The organism is Saccharothrix australiensis, assembly GCF_003634935.1.
Classification (GTDB): domain Bacteria; phylum Actinomycetota; class Actinomycetes; order Mycobacteriales; family Pseudonocardiaceae; genus Actinosynnema; species Actinosynnema australiense.
Window position 1 is genome coordinate 3,370,179 of the sequence record NZ_RBXO01000001.1, and the last position, 21,853, is coordinate 3,392,031.

Here is a 21,853-nt window from a genome sequence, read left to right on the forward strand (position 1 = left end):
TGAAATATTTCTCGAACCCACTGGGTGGGACGGGCGACTACTTAAGGTTTTCCTAACATTCCGGACCGGCTGCTACTCCCTGCAGTTGAGGCCGGTTGGTTAGAACAGGTGAGCCGGTTGAGGAGCGTCCGACGAAATCGCGGTACGACGTTTACCGGTGTGCTAGCGTCCGCACCGCCCAGGCGAATCTGGTTGCGACCGGCGACGTTTGCCCAGGTCGCTCGGGCTCTCGTGCGCGCAGAGCGGTTGCGCGCCGACCGGCGGGAGTCCCGGGGCGGACACATCCACGACAGTCCAATGTGGGGGTTGACGAGTGGCGGGATGGCACATATTGATCGAGCGGAACGACCACCTCGCGGCACTCGGGGAGCGCCTCGCCTCGGCGAGCCGCGGCGAGGGCAGCGTGGTGGTCGCGGCGGGTCCCGCGGGGAGCGGGAAGACCGCGTTGCTGATGGAGGCGTGCGGCTCCGCCGCGCGATCGGGATTCGGGCTGCTGGGCGCGACCGCGTCCGCGGACGAGCGCGACCTCCCGTTGGGACTGATCGGGCAGCTGTTCGCCAACGCCCAGCTCACGCCGGCCGAGCGCGAGGTGATGGCGACGCACCTGCGCACCCCGATCGGCCAGGGTGGGCTGCTGCCCGCGCACGCGGTGTACGAACTGGGCAACCTGCTGTTCACACTGGCCGCGCGCAAGCCGCTGCTGGTGCACGTGGACGACGTCCGGCACGCCGACGACGCGTCGTTGCAGTGCCTGCTGTTCCTGGCGCGGCGCATCCGCACCAGCGGCATCGTGCTGGTGCTGTCGGACATGCCGTCGAGGCGGTCGGGCCACCAGCCGTTCCGCTCGGACCTGCTGCGCCAGCCGCACGGGCACCGGCTGACCCTCGGACCGCTGTCCCGGCAGGGCGCGCTGCGGGTCGTGGCCGACCGGACCGGTGAGCTGGACGAGCAGCTGGCCGCCGACTGCCACGCGGTCAGCGGTGGCAACCCCGCGCTGCTGCACGCCGCGCTCGACGACCGCGAGCTGTTCTCCACCAGTGGTTTCGAGCAGACCGACGCCGTCGCGCTCGGCCACGGCGAGACGTTCCGGCAGGCGGTGCTGGACTGCCTGGACCGCTACGAGCCCGCCGTGGCCGCGGTCGCGCGGGCGATGGCGGTGCTGGACGAGTGCGGCACGCCCGAGCTGATCGCCGGCCTGCTCGACACGGACGTCGACCTCGTCGGCATCCCGCTCGGCGACCTGGAGCGCGCGGGCCTGGCGTGCAACGGCGCGCTGCGGCACGCGGCGATCCGCGCCGCGGTCCTCGCCCACACCCCGGCGGCCGAGCTGACGGACCTCAACCGACGGGCCGCCCGCCTGCTGCACCGGCACAGCGCGTCGCCGACGGTGGTCGCGCGCCGGCTGCTCGCGCTGGACGACCAGCCCACCCCGTGGACGGTGGCCGTGCTGTGCGAGGCGGCCAACGAGGCGTTCACCGCCGACGAGGCCGACTTCGCCCACCGCTGCCTGGAGCTGGCGCGCCGCGCGGCAGGCGACGAGCGGCAGCGGGCCGAGATCGCCGCCCAGCTCGCGGGCATGGAGTGGCAGCTGCCCGAGTTCAACGTCGCCCGCCACACCGCCCAGCTGGACACCGTGCTGGAGGAGGTCCGCGCCGGCGGGCGGCACCGCGCGACGCTCGTGCGCTACCTGCTGCGCTACGGCTGCTTCGACCTGGCCGAGCGCGCGCTGGCCGTGATCGGCGCCGACCCCGACGACGTGGACGAGGTGGAGCTCCAGGCGGTGCGCACCCTGGTCGCGGTGTCCTACCCGCCGCTGGCCGAGCACCTCGCCGCGGAGTGGCCGCCCGGTGCGGGGCCGTCGCCCGCGGTGCGCGCGGACCCGCTGGTGCGCACGGCGGGCACGCTGCGCGACGTCCTGCGCCGGTGCGCCGACGACGACAGCCTCGCGGGCGCGGAGCAGGTGCTGCGCACCGCCCGGCTCACGTCGGGGTCGTTCGAGCAGGTCGAGTGCGCCCTGCTGGCCCTGGTCTACGCCGACGAGCTGGGGCGCGCGGCGGCGGCCTGCGAACTGGTGGAGAGCCGGGCGGAGCGCACCGGCAGCGCGGCCTGGCGGGCGAGGCTCGCGGCGCTGCGCGCCGAGATCGCCCTGCGGCGCGGCGAGTTGTGCGCCGCGCGGCACCACGCCGACCGGGCGCTGGCGCTGCTGCCGGAGCAGGCGTGGGGCGTGGCGGTCGCGGGACCGCTGTCGGTGCTGCTGATGTCCGCCACCCTGACCGGCGACCTCGTCACCGCGGCCGACGTCGTGACCCGGCCCGTGCCCGACGAGGTCTTCCGCACCCGGTTCGGCCTGCACTACCTGTACGCGCGCGGCGAGTACCACCTGGCCACCAACCAGGTGCACGCGGCGCTGGGCGACTTCCTGGTGTGCGGCGAACTCATGCGGGACTGGGGGATCGACCTGCCCGGCCTCGCGCCGTGGCGCTCCGGCGCGGCCCGCGCGCACCTGCGGATGGGCAAGACCGACCGCGCCCGCCGCCTGGTGGACGAGCAGGCCGCCCGCATCGGCTCGGGCAGCCCCCGCAGCCGCGGCATCACGCTCCGGCAGCTCGCCGCGGTCGGCGACGCCAAGGCCAGACCGGCCCTGCTCCGGCAGGCCGTGGAGGAGCTCCAGTCCGCGGAGGACCGGGTCGAGCTGGCCTACGCGCTGACCGACCTCGGCCAGTCCTACCACGCCCTGGGCGAGCACCGCCGGGCGCGCATGATGTTCCGGCGCGCCGGGCACATGGCGGAGGAGCAGCGCGTCGTGCCCCTGCTCAACCGGCTCGCCCACGACTTCCCCGAGCTGCGCCGCCTGGAGCTGGTGGAGGACGACGAGGAGGCGTCGGCGCGGATCACCGTGCTCAGCGACGCCGAGCGCCGCGTCGCGGCCCTCGCCGCGGCGGGCTACACCAACCGCGAGATAGCCAACAAGCTCTACATCACGGTCAGCACGGTCGAACAACACCTGACCAGGGTGTACCGGAAGTTGAACCTCGCCGGGAGGAATGAGCTGCTCTCCGATCTGGGTGCGCTCGTCACCACGAGCGCGTGACAGGGGCGGTGGCCGCGGAGACGGTCACCGCCCTCTTTCCGCCCGGACGCGGCGACGGACCGTGTCCGTTCCACCACCGAAAGTACCGCCCCCGTCGAGGTCCGGTGTCCACCGGCCGACTGACAGCCGGGTCAACCGCCCGGTCGTCGTGCGCGGGGCGCCCCCGGTCCTAGCGTGGTCGACGAGAGTCACCGACGGCGTGCAGAAGGAAGCGTGAAGGCGGAAACCATGAGCCCATTCTGGACAACGGTCGTGGTCAGCGGCACCATCCTGGTGGTCATCCTGGCCAGCGACCTGGGCCGGCGCAAGGTCACCACGATGCGGCTGGTGCGACCCCTGATCGCGGTCGGCATCGTCATCGCCATCTTCGTGCGCTCCTTCCCGCTGGACGGCAACGACCCGTCGCTCCAGCTGGTCGGCATCGGCGTCGGTGTGATCTGCGGGCTGATCGCGGGCGCGCTGCTGCCCGCCGAGCGGGAACCCTCCGGGACCGTCTTCACCCGCGGCGGCGCGCTGTACGCGCTGCTGTGGCTGGTGATCTCCGCGGCGCGGGTCGTGTTCGTCTACGGCACCGAGAACTGGTTCACCGACAAGATCATCGAGTTCTGCATCGAGTACCGGATCAGCGGGCCGGACGTGTTCTCCAACGCCTTCGTGTTGATGGCGCTGGCGATGGTGCTCGCGCGGACCAGTGTCATCCTGGTGCGCAGCCGCCGCCTCAAGGCCGCGGCGGAGCCCGCAGAGGTCAGGGGATGAGCGGAGTGGACACCGTGGACCAGGTTGCCGTGGCAGGACGGGGTGCGACGCGGCTGCGCCCGCCCCGCCACCGGTTGGAGCGCAGGGCCGTCGGGTGGTGGACCGTCAACGCGCTGATCTGGGCGCTGCCGCCGGTGATCGTGTTCGGGGTGCTGACGCTGGTGATCCCGCCGACGCGGTTCATCTTCGGCCCGGCCACGGCGGTCGCCGCCGTCGTCGGCCTGGCGTACGTGCTGGTGATGCCGACGTGGCGGTACCGGGTGCACCGCTGGGAGGTCACCGAGGACGCGGTCTACACGCTCAGCGGCTGGCTGTGGCAGAAGTGGCGGGTCGCGCCGCTGTCCAGGGTGCAGACCGTGGACACCCTGCGCGGCCCCGTGCAGCAGCTGTTCGGGCTGACCGGCATCACGCTGACCACCGCGTCCACCGCGGGCGCGGTGAAGATCAAGGGCCTGGACCACGAGCTGGCCGAGCAGCTGGTGGAGGAGCTGGCGAAGGCCGCGCAGCGGCACCGGGGTGACGCGACGTGAGCGCGTCCACCGAGGGTTGGGAGCGGCTGCACCCCCGGTTGGTCATCGTCGGCGCGAGCTGGTTCCTCGGCCCGCTGGCGACCACGGCGGTGTCGGCGGTGCTCGCGGGCGGGCTGTCGGTGTCGGCGGCGATCACGCTGGCCGGTTTCCTGGCCGCGTTCCTGGTGATGGCGTCCATCATGGTGCTGCGCTGGATCAGCACCCGCTACCGGATCACCGACACGGCGGTGGAGATCCACTCCGGGCTGGTGTTCCGCCGCAAGCGCGCCACGTCCGTCGAGCGCATCCGCAGCGTGGACGTGACCGCGAACCCGGTGCACCGGCTGTTCGGCCTGGCCACCGTGGTGATCGGCACCGGCGAGCAGGTCGACTCGTCCGACAGCGCCCGCCGCCTGGCCCTGGACGGGGTGACCCGCGCCCAGGCCGACGAGCTGCGCACCCGCCTGCTCCGGCGCGCGCCGGACGCGCACGGCGACGAGGCGACGCTGGCGCGGATGGACTGGGCGTGGCTCAAGTACGGCCCGCTGACCATCTGGTCCATCGCCGGCGTCGGCGTGGCGCTGGGCGGCCTGTACCGGCTGCTGGAGTCGTTCGGGCTCAAGCCGTACGAGCTGGGCTTCGTCAAGGGCGTCTACTACTTCTTCGCGGACATGTCGCCGTGGGCGGCGGTCCCGCTGCTGGTCGCCATCGTGGTCGGCCTGGGCGCGCTCGGCTCCACCGCGCTGTTCGTGGAGTCGTGGTGGAACTTCCGGCTGTCGCGGGAGGACGAGGCGTCGTTCCGGGTGCAGCGCGGCCTGCTCACCACGCGGTCGCTGACCGTCGACCGGTCCAGGGTGCGCGGCGCGCAGATCACCGAGCCGCTCGCGCTGCGCATGGTCGGCGCGGCGCGCACCAACGCGATCGCCACCGGGCTGGGCACGCACGAGGACCGCTCGACGTCGCCCAAGTCCGCCCTGCTGCCGCCCGCGCCGATCGGCCTCGCGCACCACGTGGTGGCCGAGGTGCTGGGGCTGCCGGACTCGCCGCAGCGCGACGTCCACTGGCGCGCGCACCCGCGGGTGGCGCTGCGGCGACGGCTGTTCCGGGTGCTCCAGCTCGTGCTGCCGCCGGTCGCGGTGGTGTGGGCGTTGGGCCTGTGGCTGACGCCGGTCCTGGTGCGGACGGCGTGGATCGCCGGCCTGGTGTGCCTGCTCGCGGGCGTCTGGCTGGCGTTCGACGCGTACCGCAACCTGGGGCACGGCTTGTCCGGTGACTTCCTCGTCGTGCGGTCGGGCACCTTCGCCCGCCGCGCGGTGGCGCTGCGCCGCGACGGCGTCGTCGCCTGGGAGGTCTCGCAGTCCCCGTTCCAGCGCTGGTCCGGCCTGGTCACCCTGACCGCGGCCGTGGCCGCCGGCCGCAACGCCTACCGGGTGCGGGACGTGGCGGTCGCCGACGGGCTGGAGTTCGCCGAACGGGCGGTGCCGGGCCTGCTGGCGCCGTTCCTGGAAGAACGAGGGGAGCGGGTCCGGTCGGACCGGGCCGCGACCGCGCGTCACACCCCCCAGACCGCGCGGTCCTGAGCAGCTCCTCCCGATCGCCCGGTGTCGACCTCCCCCCGTCGGCACCGGGCGAGACCTTTTCCGCCCCCGGTCGCGACGACGCCCGTTCGCCGTGACCGGGGCGACACCGCCCCGTCCGCCATAGGGGTGGGTTAGGGGTTGGGCCCGGCGGGGTCGCCGTTGATAACTGGGCGGTATGAACGATGGCTGGCCGTTCCCCGTCGACCGCTCCGCGTTCCCGAACCGGGAGCCGGGCCCCATCAACCTCCAGCGCTACGCGGGCCAGCCCGCCTACTCCGGCATCGCCACGTTCCTGGGCCTGCCGGTGTGCCTGACCCCGGAGGACCTGAGGGCGGGCAACGTCGACGTCGCGGTCCTCGGCGCACCCGTGGACAGCTCGACCGGCCACCGGGGCGCGGCGTTCGGCCCGCGCGCCATCCGCGGCGACGAGCGGTACCTGTTCCACAACAACACCGAGTGGACCAACGCCAGCACCCGCGTGAAGCCGTTGAGCGAGCTGACCGTCGTCGACTACGGCGACGCCGCCGTCGACATGTTCAGCGTGGAGCGGTCCCTGGACCAGGTGGCGCTCCTCGTCCGGGAGATCGCCGACGCCGGCGCGGTGCCGGTGCTGCTGGGCGGCGACCACTCCGTCCTGTGGCCATCCGTGCGGTCGCTCGCGCAGGTCCACGGCGCGGACCGGATCGCCGTCGTCCACTTCGACGCCCACCCGGACTGCCACGACGAGATCTACGGCCACAAGGCCACCCACGCGACCCCGATCTGGCGGCTGATCGAGGACGAGGGCATCCGGCCCCAGAACGTCGTCCAGGTCGGCATCCGCACCCCGGCGGCGCCGGACAACCAGCTGTTCAACTGGATGCGCAAGAAGGGCATCCGGGCGCACTTCATGGCGGAGATCGAGCGCGTGGGCTTCCACGCCGTCCTGGACAAGGTCATCGCCGAGGCGCGGGAGAACGCCGACTTCGTCTACCTCTCGGTGGACATCGACGTCCTGGACCCGGCGTTCGCGCCGGGCACCGGCACCCCGGAACCGGGCGGCCTGACCAACCGCGAGCTGCTGCCCGCGTTCCGCCGGATCTGCCACGAGACCCACGTGATCGGCATGGACGTGGTGGAGGTCGCGCCCCACCTGGACCCCGGCTACTCGACGGCGCTCAACGCGCGCCGCGCCATCTTCGAGGGCTTGACCGGCATGGCGATGCGCAAGATGGGCATCACGACGACGAACTACCTCCACCCGGTGGCGTCCGGCGAGATCCGCTTCCCCCTCGCCTGACCGGCGCACCCGTCGCGGGTCACCCGGTTTTCCTTGGTCCACAACAACACTAGGGGTCCCTAGGGGCGGGTTCGGGGTGCCCGGCGCGGCTAGCATCCGGGCGACCGGCGGACCGCCGCCGTCCCCGAGCCCTGCCGTTTTGCGGCTTCCCGACGCGATTGCGGAGCACCATGACCAGCGGACCCGGCAGCACGCGCGCACCCCTCTCCGACCGGCTGGCGCAGGCGCCGGCACCGGAGCGGGAACGACTCCTGCTCCGCCTGGTCCGCGACCACGCCGCGGCGGCCCTGCGCCAGGGAGGTCAGTCCGAAGTGGACTCGGCCGACAACCCGGACCGCGGCTTCTTCGACGCGGGTTTCACCTCCCTGTCGGTGGTGGAGCTGCACAGGTCCCTGGTCGAGGCCACCGGCGTGCCGCTCGCGCTCAGCGTGGTGTTCGACCACCCCACGCCGCGCGCCCTGGCCCGCCACCTCCACACCGAGCTGTTCGGCTCCGGGGGCGACACCACCGCGCCGCCCGCCCGGCGGACCGCCGAGGAGGACGACCCGATCGTCATCGTCGGCATGGCGTGCCGCTTCCCCGGTGCCGACTCGCCCGAGCGGTTCTGGCGGCTGCTCACCGAGGGCCGGGACGCGATCACGCCCTTCCCGACCGACCGCGGCTGGGAACCCGAGGCGCTGTTCCACCCCGACCCCGACGAGCCGGGCCGCACCTACGTCCGGTCCGGCGGCTTCCTGCCCGACGCGGGCCGCTTCGACGCCGCGTTCTTCGGCATCAGCCCCCGCGAGGCCGCGGCGATGGACCCGCAGCAGCGCCTGCTGCTGGAGACGTCGTGGGAAGCCTTCGAGCGGGCCGGTATCGACGTCCTCGGCCTGCGCGGCAGCCGCACCGGCGTGTGGGTCGGCGCGGAGAACCACGAGTACGGCCCCGGCCTGCGGGACGCGCCGGACGGCGCGGAGGGCTTCCTCGTCACCGGCACGGCGGGCAGCGTCGGCTCCGGCCGCGTCGCCTACGCCTTCGGGTTCGAGGGCCCGGCGGTCACGGTCGACACCGCGTGCTCCTCCTCCCTGGTGGCGCTGCACCTCGCCGCGCGGTCGCTGCGCGCGGGCGAGTGCGACCTCGCGCTCGCGGGCGGGGTGGCCGTCATGGGCGGCCCCGGCGGGTTCCTCGCGTTCAGCCGCCAGCGCGGCCTGGCCCCGGACGGGCGCTGCAAGCCGTTCGCGGCGGCGGCGGACGGGACGGCCTGGGGCGAGGGCGTCGGCCTGGTGCTGCTGGCCCGCCGCTCCGACGCCCTGCGCGCCGGCCACACCGTGCTGGCGGTGGTGCGCGGGTCGGCGGTCAACCAGGACGGCGCGTCCAACGGCCTCACCGCGCCGAACGGGCGTGCCCAGCGCCGCGTCATCGCGGACGCCCTCGCCGACGCCGGCCTCCGACCGTCCGAAGTGGACGTGGTGGAGGCGCACGGCACCGGCACCCGACTCGGCGACCCCGTGGAGGCGGACGCCCTGATCGCGGCCTACGGGACCGACCGCGCCGCCGACCGCCCGCTGTGGATCGGCTCCGCGAAGGGCAACATCGGGCACGCGCAGGCCGCCGCCGGTGTCGCCGGCGTCATCAAGATGGTCCTCGCCCTGCGCGAGGGCACCCTCCCCGCCACGCTGAACGTCGACACGCCCACCCCGCACGTCGACTGGTCGGCCGGCGCGGTCCGGCTGCTCACCGAGCCGACGCCGTGGCCCGCGCCCGAGTCGGACCGCCCGCGCCGCGCGGGCGTCTCGTCGTTCGGCTTCAGCGGCACCAACGCGCACGTCGTGCTGGAGCAGGCGCCGCACGAGGACCCGCCGCCACGCGAGCACCGCGCCGGCGGCGCCCTGCCGTTCCTGCTGTCCGCGCGCACCGCGGAAGCGCTGCGCGCGCAGGCGGCGCAACTGCTCGCCGTGCCGCACCCGCCCGCCGACACGGCGTTCTCGCTCGCGACGACCCGCTCCGCCCTCACCCACCGCGCCGCGGTCGTCGCGGCCGACCGCGACACCCTGGCGCGGGGCTTGCGCGCCGTCGCCGACGGCACACCGGACGCGGCGGTGGTCACCGGCACCGCCCGCGAGGGCGGCGTGGCGTTCCTCTTCACGGGCCAGGGCGCGCAGCGCGCCGGCATGGGCCGCGAGCTGCACGAGCGCTTCCCGGTGTACGCCGAGGCTTTCGACCGCGCCTGCGCCCACCTCGACGTCCACCTCGACCGCTCGATCCGGGACCTCGTCCTGGCGGGCCCCGACGAGGCGCTGGCGCGGACCGAGTACACCCAGCCCGCGCTGTTCGCCGTCGAGGTCGCCCTGTTCCGCCTGCTGGAGCACTGGGGCGTGCGCCCGGACGCGGTGGCCGGCCACTCCGTCGGCGAACTGGTCGCCGCGCACGTGTCCGGGGTGCTGGACCTGCCGGACGCGGCGGCCCTGGTGGTCGCGCGCGGGCGGCTGATGCAGGCGGCCCGGTCCGGTGGCGCGATGGCGTCCGTGCGGGCGGCGGAGGACGAGGTCCGGCCGCTGCTGCGCGACGGCGTCTCCATCGCCGCCGTCAACGGCCCGGCCTCCGTCGTCGTCTCCGGTGACGAGGACGCCGTGGCGGCCCTGACCGACGCGCTCGCCGCGCGGGGCCGTGCGGTCAAGCGGCTGCGGGTCAGCCACGCGTTCCACTCGTCGCACCTGGACGACGTGCTGGCCGAGCTGTCCGAGGTGTGCGGCGTGCTGACCTACTCGCCGCCGCGCATCCCGGTGGTGTCCAACGTGACCGGGCGGTACGCCGACGCCGACGAGCTGCGCTCGCCGGACTACTGGGTACGGCACGCGCGCGAGGCCGTGCGGTTCGCCGACGGCGTCGCCGCCCTGGCCGCCGACGGCGTGACGAACTTCCTCGAACTCGGCCCGGACGGCGTGCTGTCGGCGATGGTGCGCGAGTGCCTGGCCGACCGCGACGTGCTGGCCGTGTCCGCGCTGCGCCGCGACCGCGCCGAGGAGCCCACCCTGGTCGACGCCGTCGCGCGGCTGCACGTGCGCGGCGGGCACGTCGACTGGCGGCGGTTCTTCGGGCCCGGCGTCGGGCGGGTGGACCTGCCGACCTACCCGTTCCAGCGGGACTTCTTCTGGATGGGCGCGCGTCCGGCGGCCGGCGCGGGCACCGAGGACGCCGGGTTCTGGGCCGCGGTCGACCGCGGCGACGTGCCCGCGCTCGCCGACGCCCTGGACGTGGCCGACCGGGACGCCCTGGGCGCGGTCGTGCCCGCGCTGGCGGCCTACCGGGGCAGGCGGCGGGAGCTGGCCGAGGTGTCGGGGTGGCGCTACCGGACCCGGTGGGTCCCGGTGCCGGCGGCCACCCGCCCGCTCGGCACCTGGCTGGTGGTCGTGCCGGACGGCGGCGAGGACCGGATCTCCCCGGTGCTGACCCGGCACGGCGCGACCTGCGTGCCGACCCGGCCGCACGAGCTGCCCGCCCGGACCGTCGACGGCGTCGTCTCGCTGCTGACCGACGCCGCCGACACCGCCGCCCTGGTGCGCGCGCTGGGCGAAGCGGGGATCACCGCCCCGCTGTGGTGCGTCACCAGCGGCGCGGTGGCCGCCACCGCCGACGACGTGGTGCCCGCGCCCGACCTGGCCCTGGTCTGGGGCCTGGGCCGGGTGGTCGGCCTGGAGCACCCCGAGCGCTGGGGCGGCCTGCTGGACGTGCCCGCCGAGCCGGACGAGCGGACCGGACGGCTCGTCGCCGCCGCGCTGTCCGGCGCGACCGGCGAGGACCAGCTGGCGGTGCGCCCGGCGGGCCTGTTCGCGCGGCGGGTCGTGCCCGCGCCCGCCACCGGCGGTCGCGGCTGGGCGCCGCGCGGCACCGTCCTGGTCACCGGCGGCACCGGCGCACTGGGCCGCGCGGTGGCGCGGTGGGCGGCCGGCGCGGGCGCGGACCACCTCGTGCTGGTGTCCCGCCGAGGCGTCGCCGACGACCTCGACGACCTCCACGCCCTCGGCGTCCGCGTCACCGTCGAGCGCTGCGACGTCGCCGACCGGGACGCGGTCGCGGCGCTGCTGGACCGCCTCGACGCCGCCGGCGTCGCCCTGGACGCGGTGGTCCACGCGGCCGGGGTGGCGGTGAACGGTGCGGTCGCGGACCTGTCCGCCGAGGGCTTCGCCGCCGTCGTGGCGGGCAAGGTGTCCGGCGCGGCCCACCTGCACGAGCTGCTGGGCGACCGGCCGCTGGACGCGTTCGTGCTGTTCTCCTCGATCGCGGGCGTCTGGGGCAGCGGCGGCGAGGCCGCGTACTCGGCCGCCAACGCCTACCTGGACGCGCTGGCGGAGCACCGCCGGGCCAGGGGCCTCGCCGCCACCGCCGTGGCCTGGGGCCCCTGGGCCGACGCGGGCATGGCGGCGGACGAGGACGTCGCGACCCACCTGCGCCGCCGGGGCCTGCGCGCGATGCCGCCCGCGAAGGCGCTGACCGCGCTCGGCGTCGCGGTCGCCGAGGGCGGGGCCACCGTCACCGTCGCCGACGTCGACTGGGCCGTGTTCGGGCCCGTGTTCACCTCGGTTCGCCCCAGCCCGCTGCTGCGCGAGCTGGTCGCGACGCCCGACGCCGAGCCCGCGCGCCCGCCGTCGGCCGACCGGTTCGCCGGGTTGTCGCCCGCCGACCGGCACGCGGCGGTGCTGGACCTGGTGCGCGCGCACGCCGCCGTCGTCCTGGGCGGGGTCGACCCGGCGGTCCTCGACCCGGACCGGGCGTTCCGGGACTTCGGCTTCGACTCGCTGACCGCGCTGGAGCTGCGCGGCAGGCTGGTCGAGGAGACCGGTCTGCCGCTGCCCGCCACCGCCGTGTTCGACCACCCCACCCCGCGCGCCCTGGTGGACCACCTGCTGGCCGGGCTCGCCGGCGCGGGGGCGCCGACGCCCGCCGCGGTGGTGGCCGCCGCGCACGACGAGCCGATCGCGATCGTGTCGATGGCGTGCCGCTTCCCCGGCGGGGCGACCTCGCCGGAGGAGCTGTGGCGGCTGCTGGTCGACGGCGTGGACGCCGTGGGCGACTTCCCGACCGACCGGGGCTGGGACCTGGCGTCGCTGTTCCACGACGACCCCGACCACCCCGGCACCAGCTACACCGACCGGGGCGCGTTCCTGCGGGACGTGGCGGGCTTCGACCCGGTGCTGTTCGGCATCGCGCCGCGCGAGGCGCTGGCGATGGACCCGCAGCAGCGGCTGCTGCTCGAAACGACCTGGGAGGCGTTCGAGCGGGCGGGCATCGACCCGCTGTCCCTGCGGGGCAGCCGGACCGGCGTGTTCGCGGGCACCAACGGCCAGGACTACGGCACGGGCATCGCCGTCCCGGCGGACCTGGAGGCGCACATCGGCACCGGGACCGCCGCCAGCGTGGTCTCCGGCCGGCTCGCCTACGCGTTCGGGCTCGAAGGCCCGGCGCTGTCGGTGGACACCGCGTGCTCGTCCTCGCTCGTGGCGCTGCACCTGGCGGTGCAGGCGCTGCGCAACGGGGAGTGCGACCTGGCCCTGGCGGGCGGCGTGACGGTGATGTCCACGCCCGAGGCGTTCGTGGACTTCAGCCGCCAGCGGGGGCTGGCCAGGGACGGTCGGTGCAAGGCGTTCGCCGCCGCCGCCGACGGCACCGGGTGGGGCGAGGGCGTCGGCATGCTGCTCGTCGAGCGGTTGTCGGACGCTCGCCGCAACGGTCACCGCGTGCTGGCGGTGGTGCGCGGCTCGGCGGTGAACCAGGACGGCGCGTCGAACGGGCTGACCGCGCCGAACGGCCCTTCGCAGCAGCGGGTGATCCGCCAGGCCCTGGCGAACGCCCGCCTCGAACCGTCCGATGTGGACTTCGTGGAGGCGCACGGCACGGGCACGAAGCTGGGCGACCCGATCGAGGCTCAGGCGCTGCTGGCGACCTACGGGCAGGACCGGTCGACGCCGCTGTGGCTCGGCTCCGTCAAGTCCAACATCGGCCACACCCAGGCCGCCGCCGGCGTGGCGGGCGTGATCAAGGTGGTCCTGGCGCTGCGCCACGGCCTGCTGCCGAGGACCCTGCACGTGGACGAGCCGTCGCCGCACGTGGACTGGTCCGCCGGCGCGGTGGAACCGCTCACCGGGCACCGGGACTGGCGACCGGGGGAGCGGCCCCGGCGGGCGGCGGTCTCGTCGTTCGGGTTCAGCGGCACCAACGCGCACGTCGTCATCGAGGAGCCACCCGCCGGGCAGCCCGACGCCGAACCGGCTCCTCCGCGCCCGGCCACCCCCGTGCCGCTGCCGCTCTCGGCCCGCACCCCGGCCGCGCTGCGCGCGCAGGCGGACCGGGTGCGCGCGCACCTCGACGGCGGTGCGGACCTCGTCGACACCGCCTACTCGCTGGCCACCGGTCGCGCCGCGCTCGACCACCGCGCGGTCGTGGTCGCCGCCGACCCGGACCGCGCGGCCGACGCCCTGGCCGCGCTCGGCGGCGGCTCGGCGGCGGGGTCGGTCACCGGCCGGCCCGCCGCGGGCAGGCTGGCGCTGCTGTTCACCGGTCAGGGCGCGCAGCGCGTCGGCATGGGGCGCGGCCTGCACGACGCCTTCCCGGCCTACGCCGACGCCTTCGACCGCGTGTGCGCCGCCGTCGACCCCCACCTGGACCGCCCGCTGCGGGACGTCGTGTTCGACGGCGGGGACCTGCTGGACCGCACCGGCTACGCGCAGCCCGCGCTGTTCGCGGTGGAGGTGGCGCTGTTCCGGCTGGTCGAGTCGTGGGGGATCAGGCCGGACTTCGTCGCGGGCCACTCGATCGGCGAGCTGGCCGCCGCGCACGTGGCGGGTGTGCTCTCCTTGCCGGACGCGGCCCGCCTGGTCGCCGCGCGCGGACGCCTGATGCAGGAACTGCCGCCCGGCGGGGCGATGGTGGCCGTGCAGGCGCGCGAGGACGAGGTCGAGCCCGCGGAGGGCGTGTCGATCGCGGCCGTCAACGGGCCGGAGTCCGTCGTGCTCTCCGGTGCCGAGGACGCGGTGCTCGCCGTCGCCGCGGGCTGGGCGGCGCGCGGGCGGAGGACCAAGCGGCTCACCGTGAGCCACGCCTTCCACTCGGCGCTGGTGGAACCGATGCTGGCGGCGTTCCGCGAGGTCGCCGAGCAGGTCGACTACGCCGAGCCGACGCTGGCCGCCGTGTCCACCGTGGACGGCGGCGGCGCGGCGGCGTGGCGGTCGCCCGACTACTGGGTGCGCCAGGTCCGGGACGCCGTGCGGTTCTCCGACGCCGTGACGGCCCTGCACGCGCAAGGCGTGCGCACCTTCCTGGAACTGGGCCCCGACGGCGTGCTGTCCGGCCTCGGCCGCGCGGCGCTCGACGACTCGGCGGTGTTCGTGCCCGTGCTGCGGTCGGACCGGGACGAGGCCGCCACCGCGGTCGACGCGCTCGGCCGGCTGCACGTGCGCGGCGTCACCCTGGACTGGGCGGGCTTCTTCGCGGACCGGGACGCCCGCCGGATCGACGTGCCGACCTACGCGTTCGACCGCGAGCGGTACTGGATCGCCGACGTGGCGGAGCGGCCGGCGGGCTCCCTCGGCTACCGCACGACGTGGCACCCGGTCGCCGGCGGGTCCGGGCGGCTCACCGGTCGCCGGCTCGTCGTCGCCCCGGAGGGCGAGCCCGTCGACGCCGTGGTGGCGGCGCTGCGCGCCGGTGGCGCGGAGCCCGTGCTCGTCACCGCACCCGCCGACGCCGACCGGGCGGCGCTGGCCGCGTCGATCGGCGACGTGCGGCCGGACGGCGTGCTGTCCCTGCTCACGTCGGCGACCGCCACGATCGCGCTGCTCCAGGCGTTGGGCGACCTGGGGATCGACGCGCCGCTGTGGTGCGCGACGCGCGGCGCGGTCGGCGCGGGCGACCGGGTGGTCGCGCCCGAGCAGGCCCTGGTGTGGGGGCTCGGCCGCGTGGCCGCCCTGGAGCACCCCGACCGGTGGGGCGGCCTGGTCGACCTGCCCGCGGACGGTGGGGACGCCGTGGCGCGGTGGCTCGTGCCCGCGCTGCTGGGCGAGGAGGACCAGGTGGCCGTGCGGGCGTCCGGGCTGTTCGGCCGCCGGGTCGAGCCGGCCGCGCTGGGCACGGGCGAGTGGCGGCCGGGCGGCACCGTCCTGGTCACCGGCGGCACGGGCGCGCTGGGCGCGGCCGTCGCCCGGCACCTCGCCGCCGGCGGCGCGCGGCTGGTCCTCGTCGGCAGGCGCGGACCGGACGCGCCCGGTGCGGCGGAACTGGTGGCCGAGCTGGGCGACCGCGTCCGGGTGGAGGCGTGCGACGTCGCCGACCGCGCCGCGGTGGCCGCGCTCGTGGCCCGCCTCGACCGGGAGGGCGCACCGGTCACCGCCGTCGTCCACGCGGCCGGCGTCGCGGACGACGCCGACCTCGCCGACCTGACCCCGGCCGGCTTCACCGCCGTCGTCACGGCCAAGGTCGCGGGCGCGCGGCACCTGCACGACGTGCTGGGCGACCGGCCGCTGGACGCCTTCGTGCTGTTCTCGTCCATCTCCGGCGTGTGGGGCAGCGGCGGGCAGGCGGCCTACTCGGCGGGCAACGCCTTCCTCGACGCGCTGGCCGAGCACCGCCGCGGCCTGGGGCTGGCCGCCACCGCGATCGCCTGGGGACCCTGGGGCGAGGTCGGCATGGCCGCCGATCCCGCCGTCGCCGCGCGCCTGCGCCGCCAGGGCCTCGTCGCGCTCGACCCGGCCGCCGCGCTCGCCGCGTTCAGCGGCGCCGTCGCCGCCGGCGAGACCACCGTGACCGTCGCCGACGTGGACTGGGCGCGGTTCGCGCCGCTGTTCACGGCGGTCCGGCCCAGCCCCCTGCTGTCCCGCCTGGCGCCCGTGCGCGCCGCGATCACGTCGACCGCCGCCGGCGCGGCTCCCGGTGGCGGGCTGGCGGCCCGGCTCGCCCCGCTGCCCCGACCCGAACGGGACCGGGTGCTGACCGAGCTGGTCCGCGCGGAGGCCGCCGCGGTCCTCGGCTTCGCGGCCACCGACGCGGTCGAGGACGGGCGGGCGTTCCGCGACCTGGGCTTCGACTCGCTGACCGCGCTGGAGCTGCGCGGCAGGCTCGCCGAGGCGGCCGGGGTGGCGCTGCCCGCGACGCTGGTGTTCGACCACCCGACCGTGGCCGCGCTGGCCGATCACCTGCACGACCTCGTGCTCGGCACGGCCGACGAGGTCTCGGAGGTGGCCGCCGAGTGGCGCGCGGACGAGCCGGTCGCGATCGTCGGCATGGCGTGCCGCTACCCCGGCGGGGTGTCCTCGCCGGACGACCTGTGGCGGCTGGTCGTGGCCGGTGGCGACGCGGTGGGCGAGTTCCCCGCCGACCGGGGCTGGGACCTGGCGAACCTGTTCCACGACGACCCCGACCACCCCGGCACCAGCTACGTCCGGACGGGCGCGTTCCTGCACGACGTGGCGGAGTTCGACGCGGGTTTCTTCGGGATCTCGCCGCGTGAGGCGTTGGCGATGGACCCGCAGCAGCGGTTGCTGCTGGAGACGTCGTGGGAGGCGTTCGAGCGGGCCGGGATCGACCCCGTGACGGTGCGGGGCAGTCGGACCGGGGTGTTCGCGGGCACCAACAACCACGACTACGCCCAGAACGCCGACACCGCGGCCGACGGCGTCGAGGGGCACCTCCTGACCGGCACGGCCGCCAGCGTGGTGTCCGGCCGGCTGGCCTACCTGTTCGGGCTGGAGGGCCCGGCGGTGACGGTCGACACGGCGTGCTCGTCGTCGTTGGTGGCGCTGCACCTCGCGGTGCAGGCGCTGCGGTCGGGGGAGTGCGACCTGGCGCTCGCCGGTGGCGTGACGGTCATGTCGACGCCCGGCACGTTCACCGACTTCAGCCGGCAGCGCGGGTTGGCGGTCGACGGCCGGTGCAAGGCGTTCGCGGCGGCGGCCGACGGCACGAACTGGGGCGAGGGCGCGGGCGTGCTGCTGGTGGAGCGGCTGTCGGACGCCCGGCGCAACGGCCACCGGGTCCTCGCGGTGGTGCGTGGCTCGGCGGTGAACCAGGACGGCGCGTCGAACGGCCTGACCGCGCCGAATGGTCCGTCGCAGCAGCGGGTGATCCGGCAGGCGTTGAGCAGCGCGGGACTGCGTCCGTCCGAAGTGGACGCCGTGGAGGCGCACGGGACCGGCACGAAGCTGGGTGACCCGATCGAGGCGCAGGCTTTGCTGGCGACTTACGGTCAGGACCGCGACGAGCCGCTGTGGCTCGGGTCGGTCAAGTCCAACATCGGGCACACCCAGTCGGCCTCGGGTGTCGCCGGTGTGATCAAGATGGTCATGGCGATGCGGCACGGCGTGCTGCCGAGGACGCTGCACGTGGACGAGCCGTCGCCGCACGTCGACTGGTCGTCGGGCGCGGTGGGGCTGCTGACGGAGAACCGGCCTTGGCCGGAAGTCGGCCGGCCGCGCCGGGCCGCGGTGTCGTCGTTCGGGATGAGCGGCACCAACGCGCACGTGGTGATCGAGCACGTCGAGCCGGTCGAGGCGGCACCGGTGGCGACCGGGCGGGCGGTGCCGGTGGTGCTGTCGGCGCGCGGCGCGGAGGCGTTGCGGGACCAGGCCGCGAACCTGGCCGCCCACTTGGCCGCCGAACCCGGCATCACGGTGGCGGACGTGGCGCTGTCGGCCGCCGCGCGGACCGCGCACGGCCATCGGGCGGTCGTCGTCGCGCGGGATCGTTCCGGCTTGTCGGACGGACTGCGGGCTCTGGAGCGCGGCGAGCGCACGGCATCCACGGTGCTCGGCGAGGTCGTCAGTGGCAGGCTGGCGTTCCTGTTCACGGGTCAGGGTGCGCAGCGGGTCGGGATGGGCCGTGAGCTGTACGACGTCTTCCCGGTGTTCGCGGAAGCCTTCGACGCGGTGTGCGCCGCGTTCGACATGCCGTTGGGCGAGCTGGGCGCGGACCTGATCGATCGGACGGAGTACACGCAACCCGCGTTGTTCGCGGTTGAGGTGGCGTTGTTCCGGTTGTTCGAGTCGTGGGGTGTGCGGCCTGATTTCGTTGCGGGGCATTCGATCGGTGAGTTGGCCGCCGCGCATGTGGCGGGTGTGTTGTCGTTGGATGATGCCGCCACGTTGGTGAAGGCGCGCGGGCGGTTGATGGGTGCGTTGCCCGAGGGTGGCGCGATGGTTGCCGTGCAGGCGACCGAAGCAGAGTTGGAGCTGACCGACGGGGTGTCGGTCGCGGCCGTCAACGGGCCTTCCTCGCTGGTGCTGTCGGGTGTGGAAGAGGAAGTGCTGGCGGTCGCGGAGAAGCTTGCGGCGCAAGGCCGTAAGACGAAGCGGTTGGCGGTGAGTCATGCGTTCCACTCGGTGTTGATGGAGCCGATGCTGGCCGGGTTCCGCGAGGTCGCGGAGTCGTTGGCGTACGGCGATTTGCTGGTTCCGGCGGTGTCGACGGTGACGGGCAAGCCGGTGACGGACGAGTGGCGGTCGCCGGAATATTGGGTGGGGCAGGTGCGGCAGGCGGTGCGGTTCGCCGACGCCGTCACCGCGCTGCGGGACGAAGGCGTGGCGACGTTCCTCGAAATCGGCCCCGACGGCGTGCTGACGGCTCTGGGCGACGAGGACTTCGTGCCCGCGTCGCGCCGCGACCGGGCGGAGGTGGAGACGATCACGTCCGCCGTGGCGGCGCTGTTCACCCGAGGGGTCGCCGCGGACCTCGACGTGGTGCTCGCCGGCACCGGCGGGCGGCGCGTCGAGCTGCCGACCTACGCCTTCCAGCGGCAGCGGTACTGGCTGGCCCCCGGCACCGCGACCGGTTCACCGGCGGCGGTCGGGCTGGCGGCGGCGGACCACCCGCTGCTCGGCGCGGTCACGCGGGTGGCCCGGACCGGCGAGTCGCTGTTCACCGGCAGGCTGTCCACCGCGACGCAGCCGTGGCTCGCCGACCACGTCGTGCACGACGCCGTCGTGGTGCCGGGCACGGCCCTGGTCGACATGGTGGTCCGCGCGGCCGACGAGGTCGGGTGCGCGACCGTCGAGGAACTAGCCCTGGCCGCGCCGCTGGTGCTGCCGCCCTCGGGCGCGGTCCGGGTGCAGCTCGCCGTCGAGGCGCCGGACGGGGACGGGCGGCGCGCGGTCTCCGTGCACTCGCGACCGGAGCACGGCGACGACGAGTCGTGGACCCGCCACGCCACCGGGGTCCTGTCGCCGGAGAGCCGGGCCGCCGGGTTCGACCTGGCGCAGTGGCCGCCGGCCGGCGCGCGACCGGTGGACGTCTCGGCGGTGTACCCCGCGCTGGCGGAGGCAGGGTTCGGCTACGGGCCGGTGTTCCAGGGCCTGCGGGCCGCGTGGCGGCGCGACGGCGAGCTGTTCGTCGAGGCCGAGCTGGCGGAGGGGCGGGATGACCGGTTCGGCGTGCACCCGGCGCTGCTGGACGCGGTGCTGCACGGGCTGGAGGTCGGCGGGTTCGCGGGCTCGGAGGGCGGCGCGCAGCTGCCCTTCGCGTGGACGGGTGTCGAGGTGCACCGGTCGGGCGCGACGGCCGTGCGGGCGCGGATCGCGCCGGCGGGGGCGAGCGGGGTCCACCTCCAGGTCGCGGACGGCTCGGGCGCGCCGGTCGCGTCCGTGGCGTCCGTGGCGCTGCGACCCGTGTCGCCGGACCAGCTCGGCTCGGCGCGGCCGGTGTCGTCGCTGTACCGGGTGCGGTGGACGCCTGCCGACGGCGCGCCGGCCGACTTCGTGGTGCTCGGTGAGGACGTGTTCGGCCTGGGCGCGCCCGTGGTCGTGGACCCCGCCGACGCGCGGGGTCGCCACGTGGTGGTGCAGTCCGCCGGTGAGGGCTCGCCGAGCGCACGCGTGTCGGCGGTGCTCGCGGTGGTGCGGGACTGGCTGGCGGCCGACGTCGCCGACTCGTGCCTGGTGGTCGTGACGCGCGGCGCGGTCGCGGTGGACGGTGGGGACGTGCCCGACCTGGGCGGCGCGGCGGTGTGGGGCCTGGTCCGCACGGCCGCCGCGGAGAATCCGGGACGGCTGCGGCTGGTCGACCTGGACGACTCCCCGCTGCTGCTGGTCGGCGACGAGCCGGAGGTGGCCGTGCGCGGGGGGACGGCCCACGTGCCGCGCCTCGCCCGCGTGACGACCGCCGACGCGCCGGCGGAGCCGTGGGACCCCGACGGCACGGTCCTGGTCACCGGCGCTTCGGGCGCGCTGGGCGGGTTGTTCACCCGGCACCTGCTGGAGCGCGGCTGCCGCCGGCTGCTGCTGGTGGGCAGGCGTGCGCCGGCGACCGCGCTCGACGACGGGGTGACCTTCGCGCACTGCGACGTGACCGACCGGGACGCGCTGGCCGCCGTCCTCGCGGCGGTGCCGGCGGAGCACCCGCTGACGGCGGTCGTGCACCTCGCGGGCGCGCTGGACGACGGCGTGGTGACCGCGCTGACCCCGGAGCGGGTCGAGCGGGTGTTCGCGCCCAAGGCGGACGCCGCGTGGCACCTCCACGAGCTGACCGCGCACCTGGACCTGGCCGGCTTCGTGCTGTTCTCGTCCGCGTCCGGCGTGCTGGGCAGTCCGGGGCAGGCGAACTACGCCGCCGCGAACACCTTCCTCGACGCCCTCGCCCGGCACCGGGCGGCGCGCGGCCTGGCGGCGAAGTCCCTGGCGTGGGGCCTGTGGGGCAGCGGCGGCATGGCGGCCGGCCTGAGCGGGACCGACCTGGACCGGTTGCGGCGGGGCGGCGTCGAGCCGCTGTCGCACGACGAGGGGCGCGCGCTGTTCGACGCGGCCCTGCGCGTGGCGGACCCGGTGGTGGCGCCGGTCCGACTGGCGCGGTCGGCGTTCCAGGGCGCGGAGCCGCCGCACGTGCTGCGCGACGTGGTGCGGGTGCCGGCGCGGTCGACCGCCCGCCCGGCCGCGCGCACCGGCCTCGACCTCGCGGGGCTGGCGGCGGAGGACCGCGCGCGGGTGCTGCTGGACGTCGTGCGCGACCACCTCGCCCGCGTCCTCGGCCACGACCGCCCCGGCGCGGTCGACGTGCGGCGCGGTTTCCTGGAGCTGGGCGTGGATTCCCTGACGGCCGTGGAACTGCGCAACGCGCTCGCCGGCGCGACGGGCCTGCGGCTGCCCGCGACCCTGATCTTCGACCACCCGTCCCCGGTGGCGCTGGCCGAGCACCTGGACCGCGAACTCGCGCCCGCCGCCGACTTCTCGGCCGAGGAGCTGCTGGCCGGCCTCGACCGGGTGGAGGCGGAACTGCCCGCGCTGGACCCCGACGTGGCCGACCGACTCGGCGCGCGGCTGCGCCTGCTGCTGGGCCGCCTGGACCACCGCGAACCGGCCGCCGACGAGCACCTGGCCACCGCGACCGACGACGAGATGTTCAACTTCATCGAGAACGAACTCGGCCTGTAAACCCCTCGCCACCAGCGGGACACGGCCACGCCCCCTAACCCCACCCCCTACCCCCACCACCCCTCCTCCCACCCTTACCCCTTTCCCTCCCTCTTCCCTTCCCTCCCTCCCGCTCCTAGTCCGCCACCGCTCGCGCTCAGTCCCGCGAGGCCGCGTCGGTGGTTCACGGCGCGTGTTCCGCCGATCACGCCTTTCGATCGGTGGAACACGCCCCGTGAGCCGCCGACCAACAGGCGGCCGAGCCGCCCGAC

Annotated in this window: 6 protein-coding genes; all 6 read left to right on the top strand. The window is 75.6% G+C overall.

The genetic code is table 11. From position 1 onward, the window contains the following. The first annotated feature begins 331 nt into the window (after window positions 1-331). The 6 genes from C8E97_RS15335 (at window position 332) to C8E97_RS15360 (ending at window position 21,602) form a co-directional block, all read left to right on the top strand. Entirely contained in the window at window positions 332-3,091 is a 2,760-nt protein-coding gene (locus tag C8E97_RS15335; RefSeq protein ID WP_170211868.1) for a helix-turn-helix transcriptional regulator, read from the top strand. A gap of 228 nt (window positions 3,092-3,319) precedes the next feature. Further along, on the top strand, window positions 3,320-3,847 hold the full coding sequence (locus C8E97_RS15340; protein WP_121011574.1) for a hypothetical protein: 528 nt from the start codon (window positions 3,320-3,322) through the stop codon (window positions 3,845-3,847). Continuing rightward, window positions 3,844-4,377: a PH domain-containing protein gene (locus C8E97_RS15345; RefSeq protein ID WP_121006117.1), complete on the top strand. Its 534-nt coding sequence runs from the start codon at window positions 3,844-3,846 to the stop codon at window positions 4,375-4,377. Before C8E97_RS15340 ends, C8E97_RS15345 begins: the two co-directional genes overlap by 4 nt. Further along, window positions 4,374-5,936 (top strand): PH domain-containing protein, encoded by a 1,563-nt coding sequence (locus tag C8E97_RS15350; RefSeq protein ID WP_121006119.1) that lies wholly within the window; start codon window positions 4,374-4,376, stop codon window positions 5,934-5,936. Before C8E97_RS15345 ends, C8E97_RS15350 begins: the two co-directional genes overlap by 4 nt. A 175-nt stretch (window positions 5,937-6,111) precedes the next feature. Beyond that, complete coding sequence (speB, locus tag C8E97_RS15355; RefSeq protein ID WP_121006121.1) at window positions 6,112-7,215, top strand: agmatinase; 1,104 nt, start codon at window positions 6,112-6,114, stop codon at window positions 7,213-7,215. Between the two features lie 170 nt (window positions 7,216-7,385). Then, complete coding sequence (locus C8E97_RS15360) at window positions 7,386-21,602, top strand: type I polyketide synthase (RefSeq protein WP_121006123.1); 14,217 nt, start codon at window positions 7,386-7,388, stop codon at window positions 21,600-21,602. Window positions 21,603-21,853: the final 251 nt, after the last annotated feature.

Bases quoted from the DNA above. Each gene is read 5' to 3' on its own strand.
- C8E97_RS15345 (WP_121006117.1), top strand. From the start codon at position 3,844: ATGAGCGGAGTGGACACCGTGGACCAGGTTGCCGTGGCAGGACGGGGT.
- C8E97_RS15340 (WP_121011574.1), top strand. From the start codon at position 3,320: ATGAGCCCATTCTGGACAACGGTCGTGGTCAGCGGCACCATCCTGGTG.
- speB (WP_121006121.1), top strand. From the start codon at position 6,112: ATGAACGATGGCTGGCCGTTCCCCGTCGACCGCTCCGCGTTCCCGAAC.
- C8E97_RS15360 (WP_121006123.1), top strand. From the start codon at position 7,386: ATGACCAGCGGACCCGGCAGCACGCGCGCACCCCTCTCCGACCGGCTG.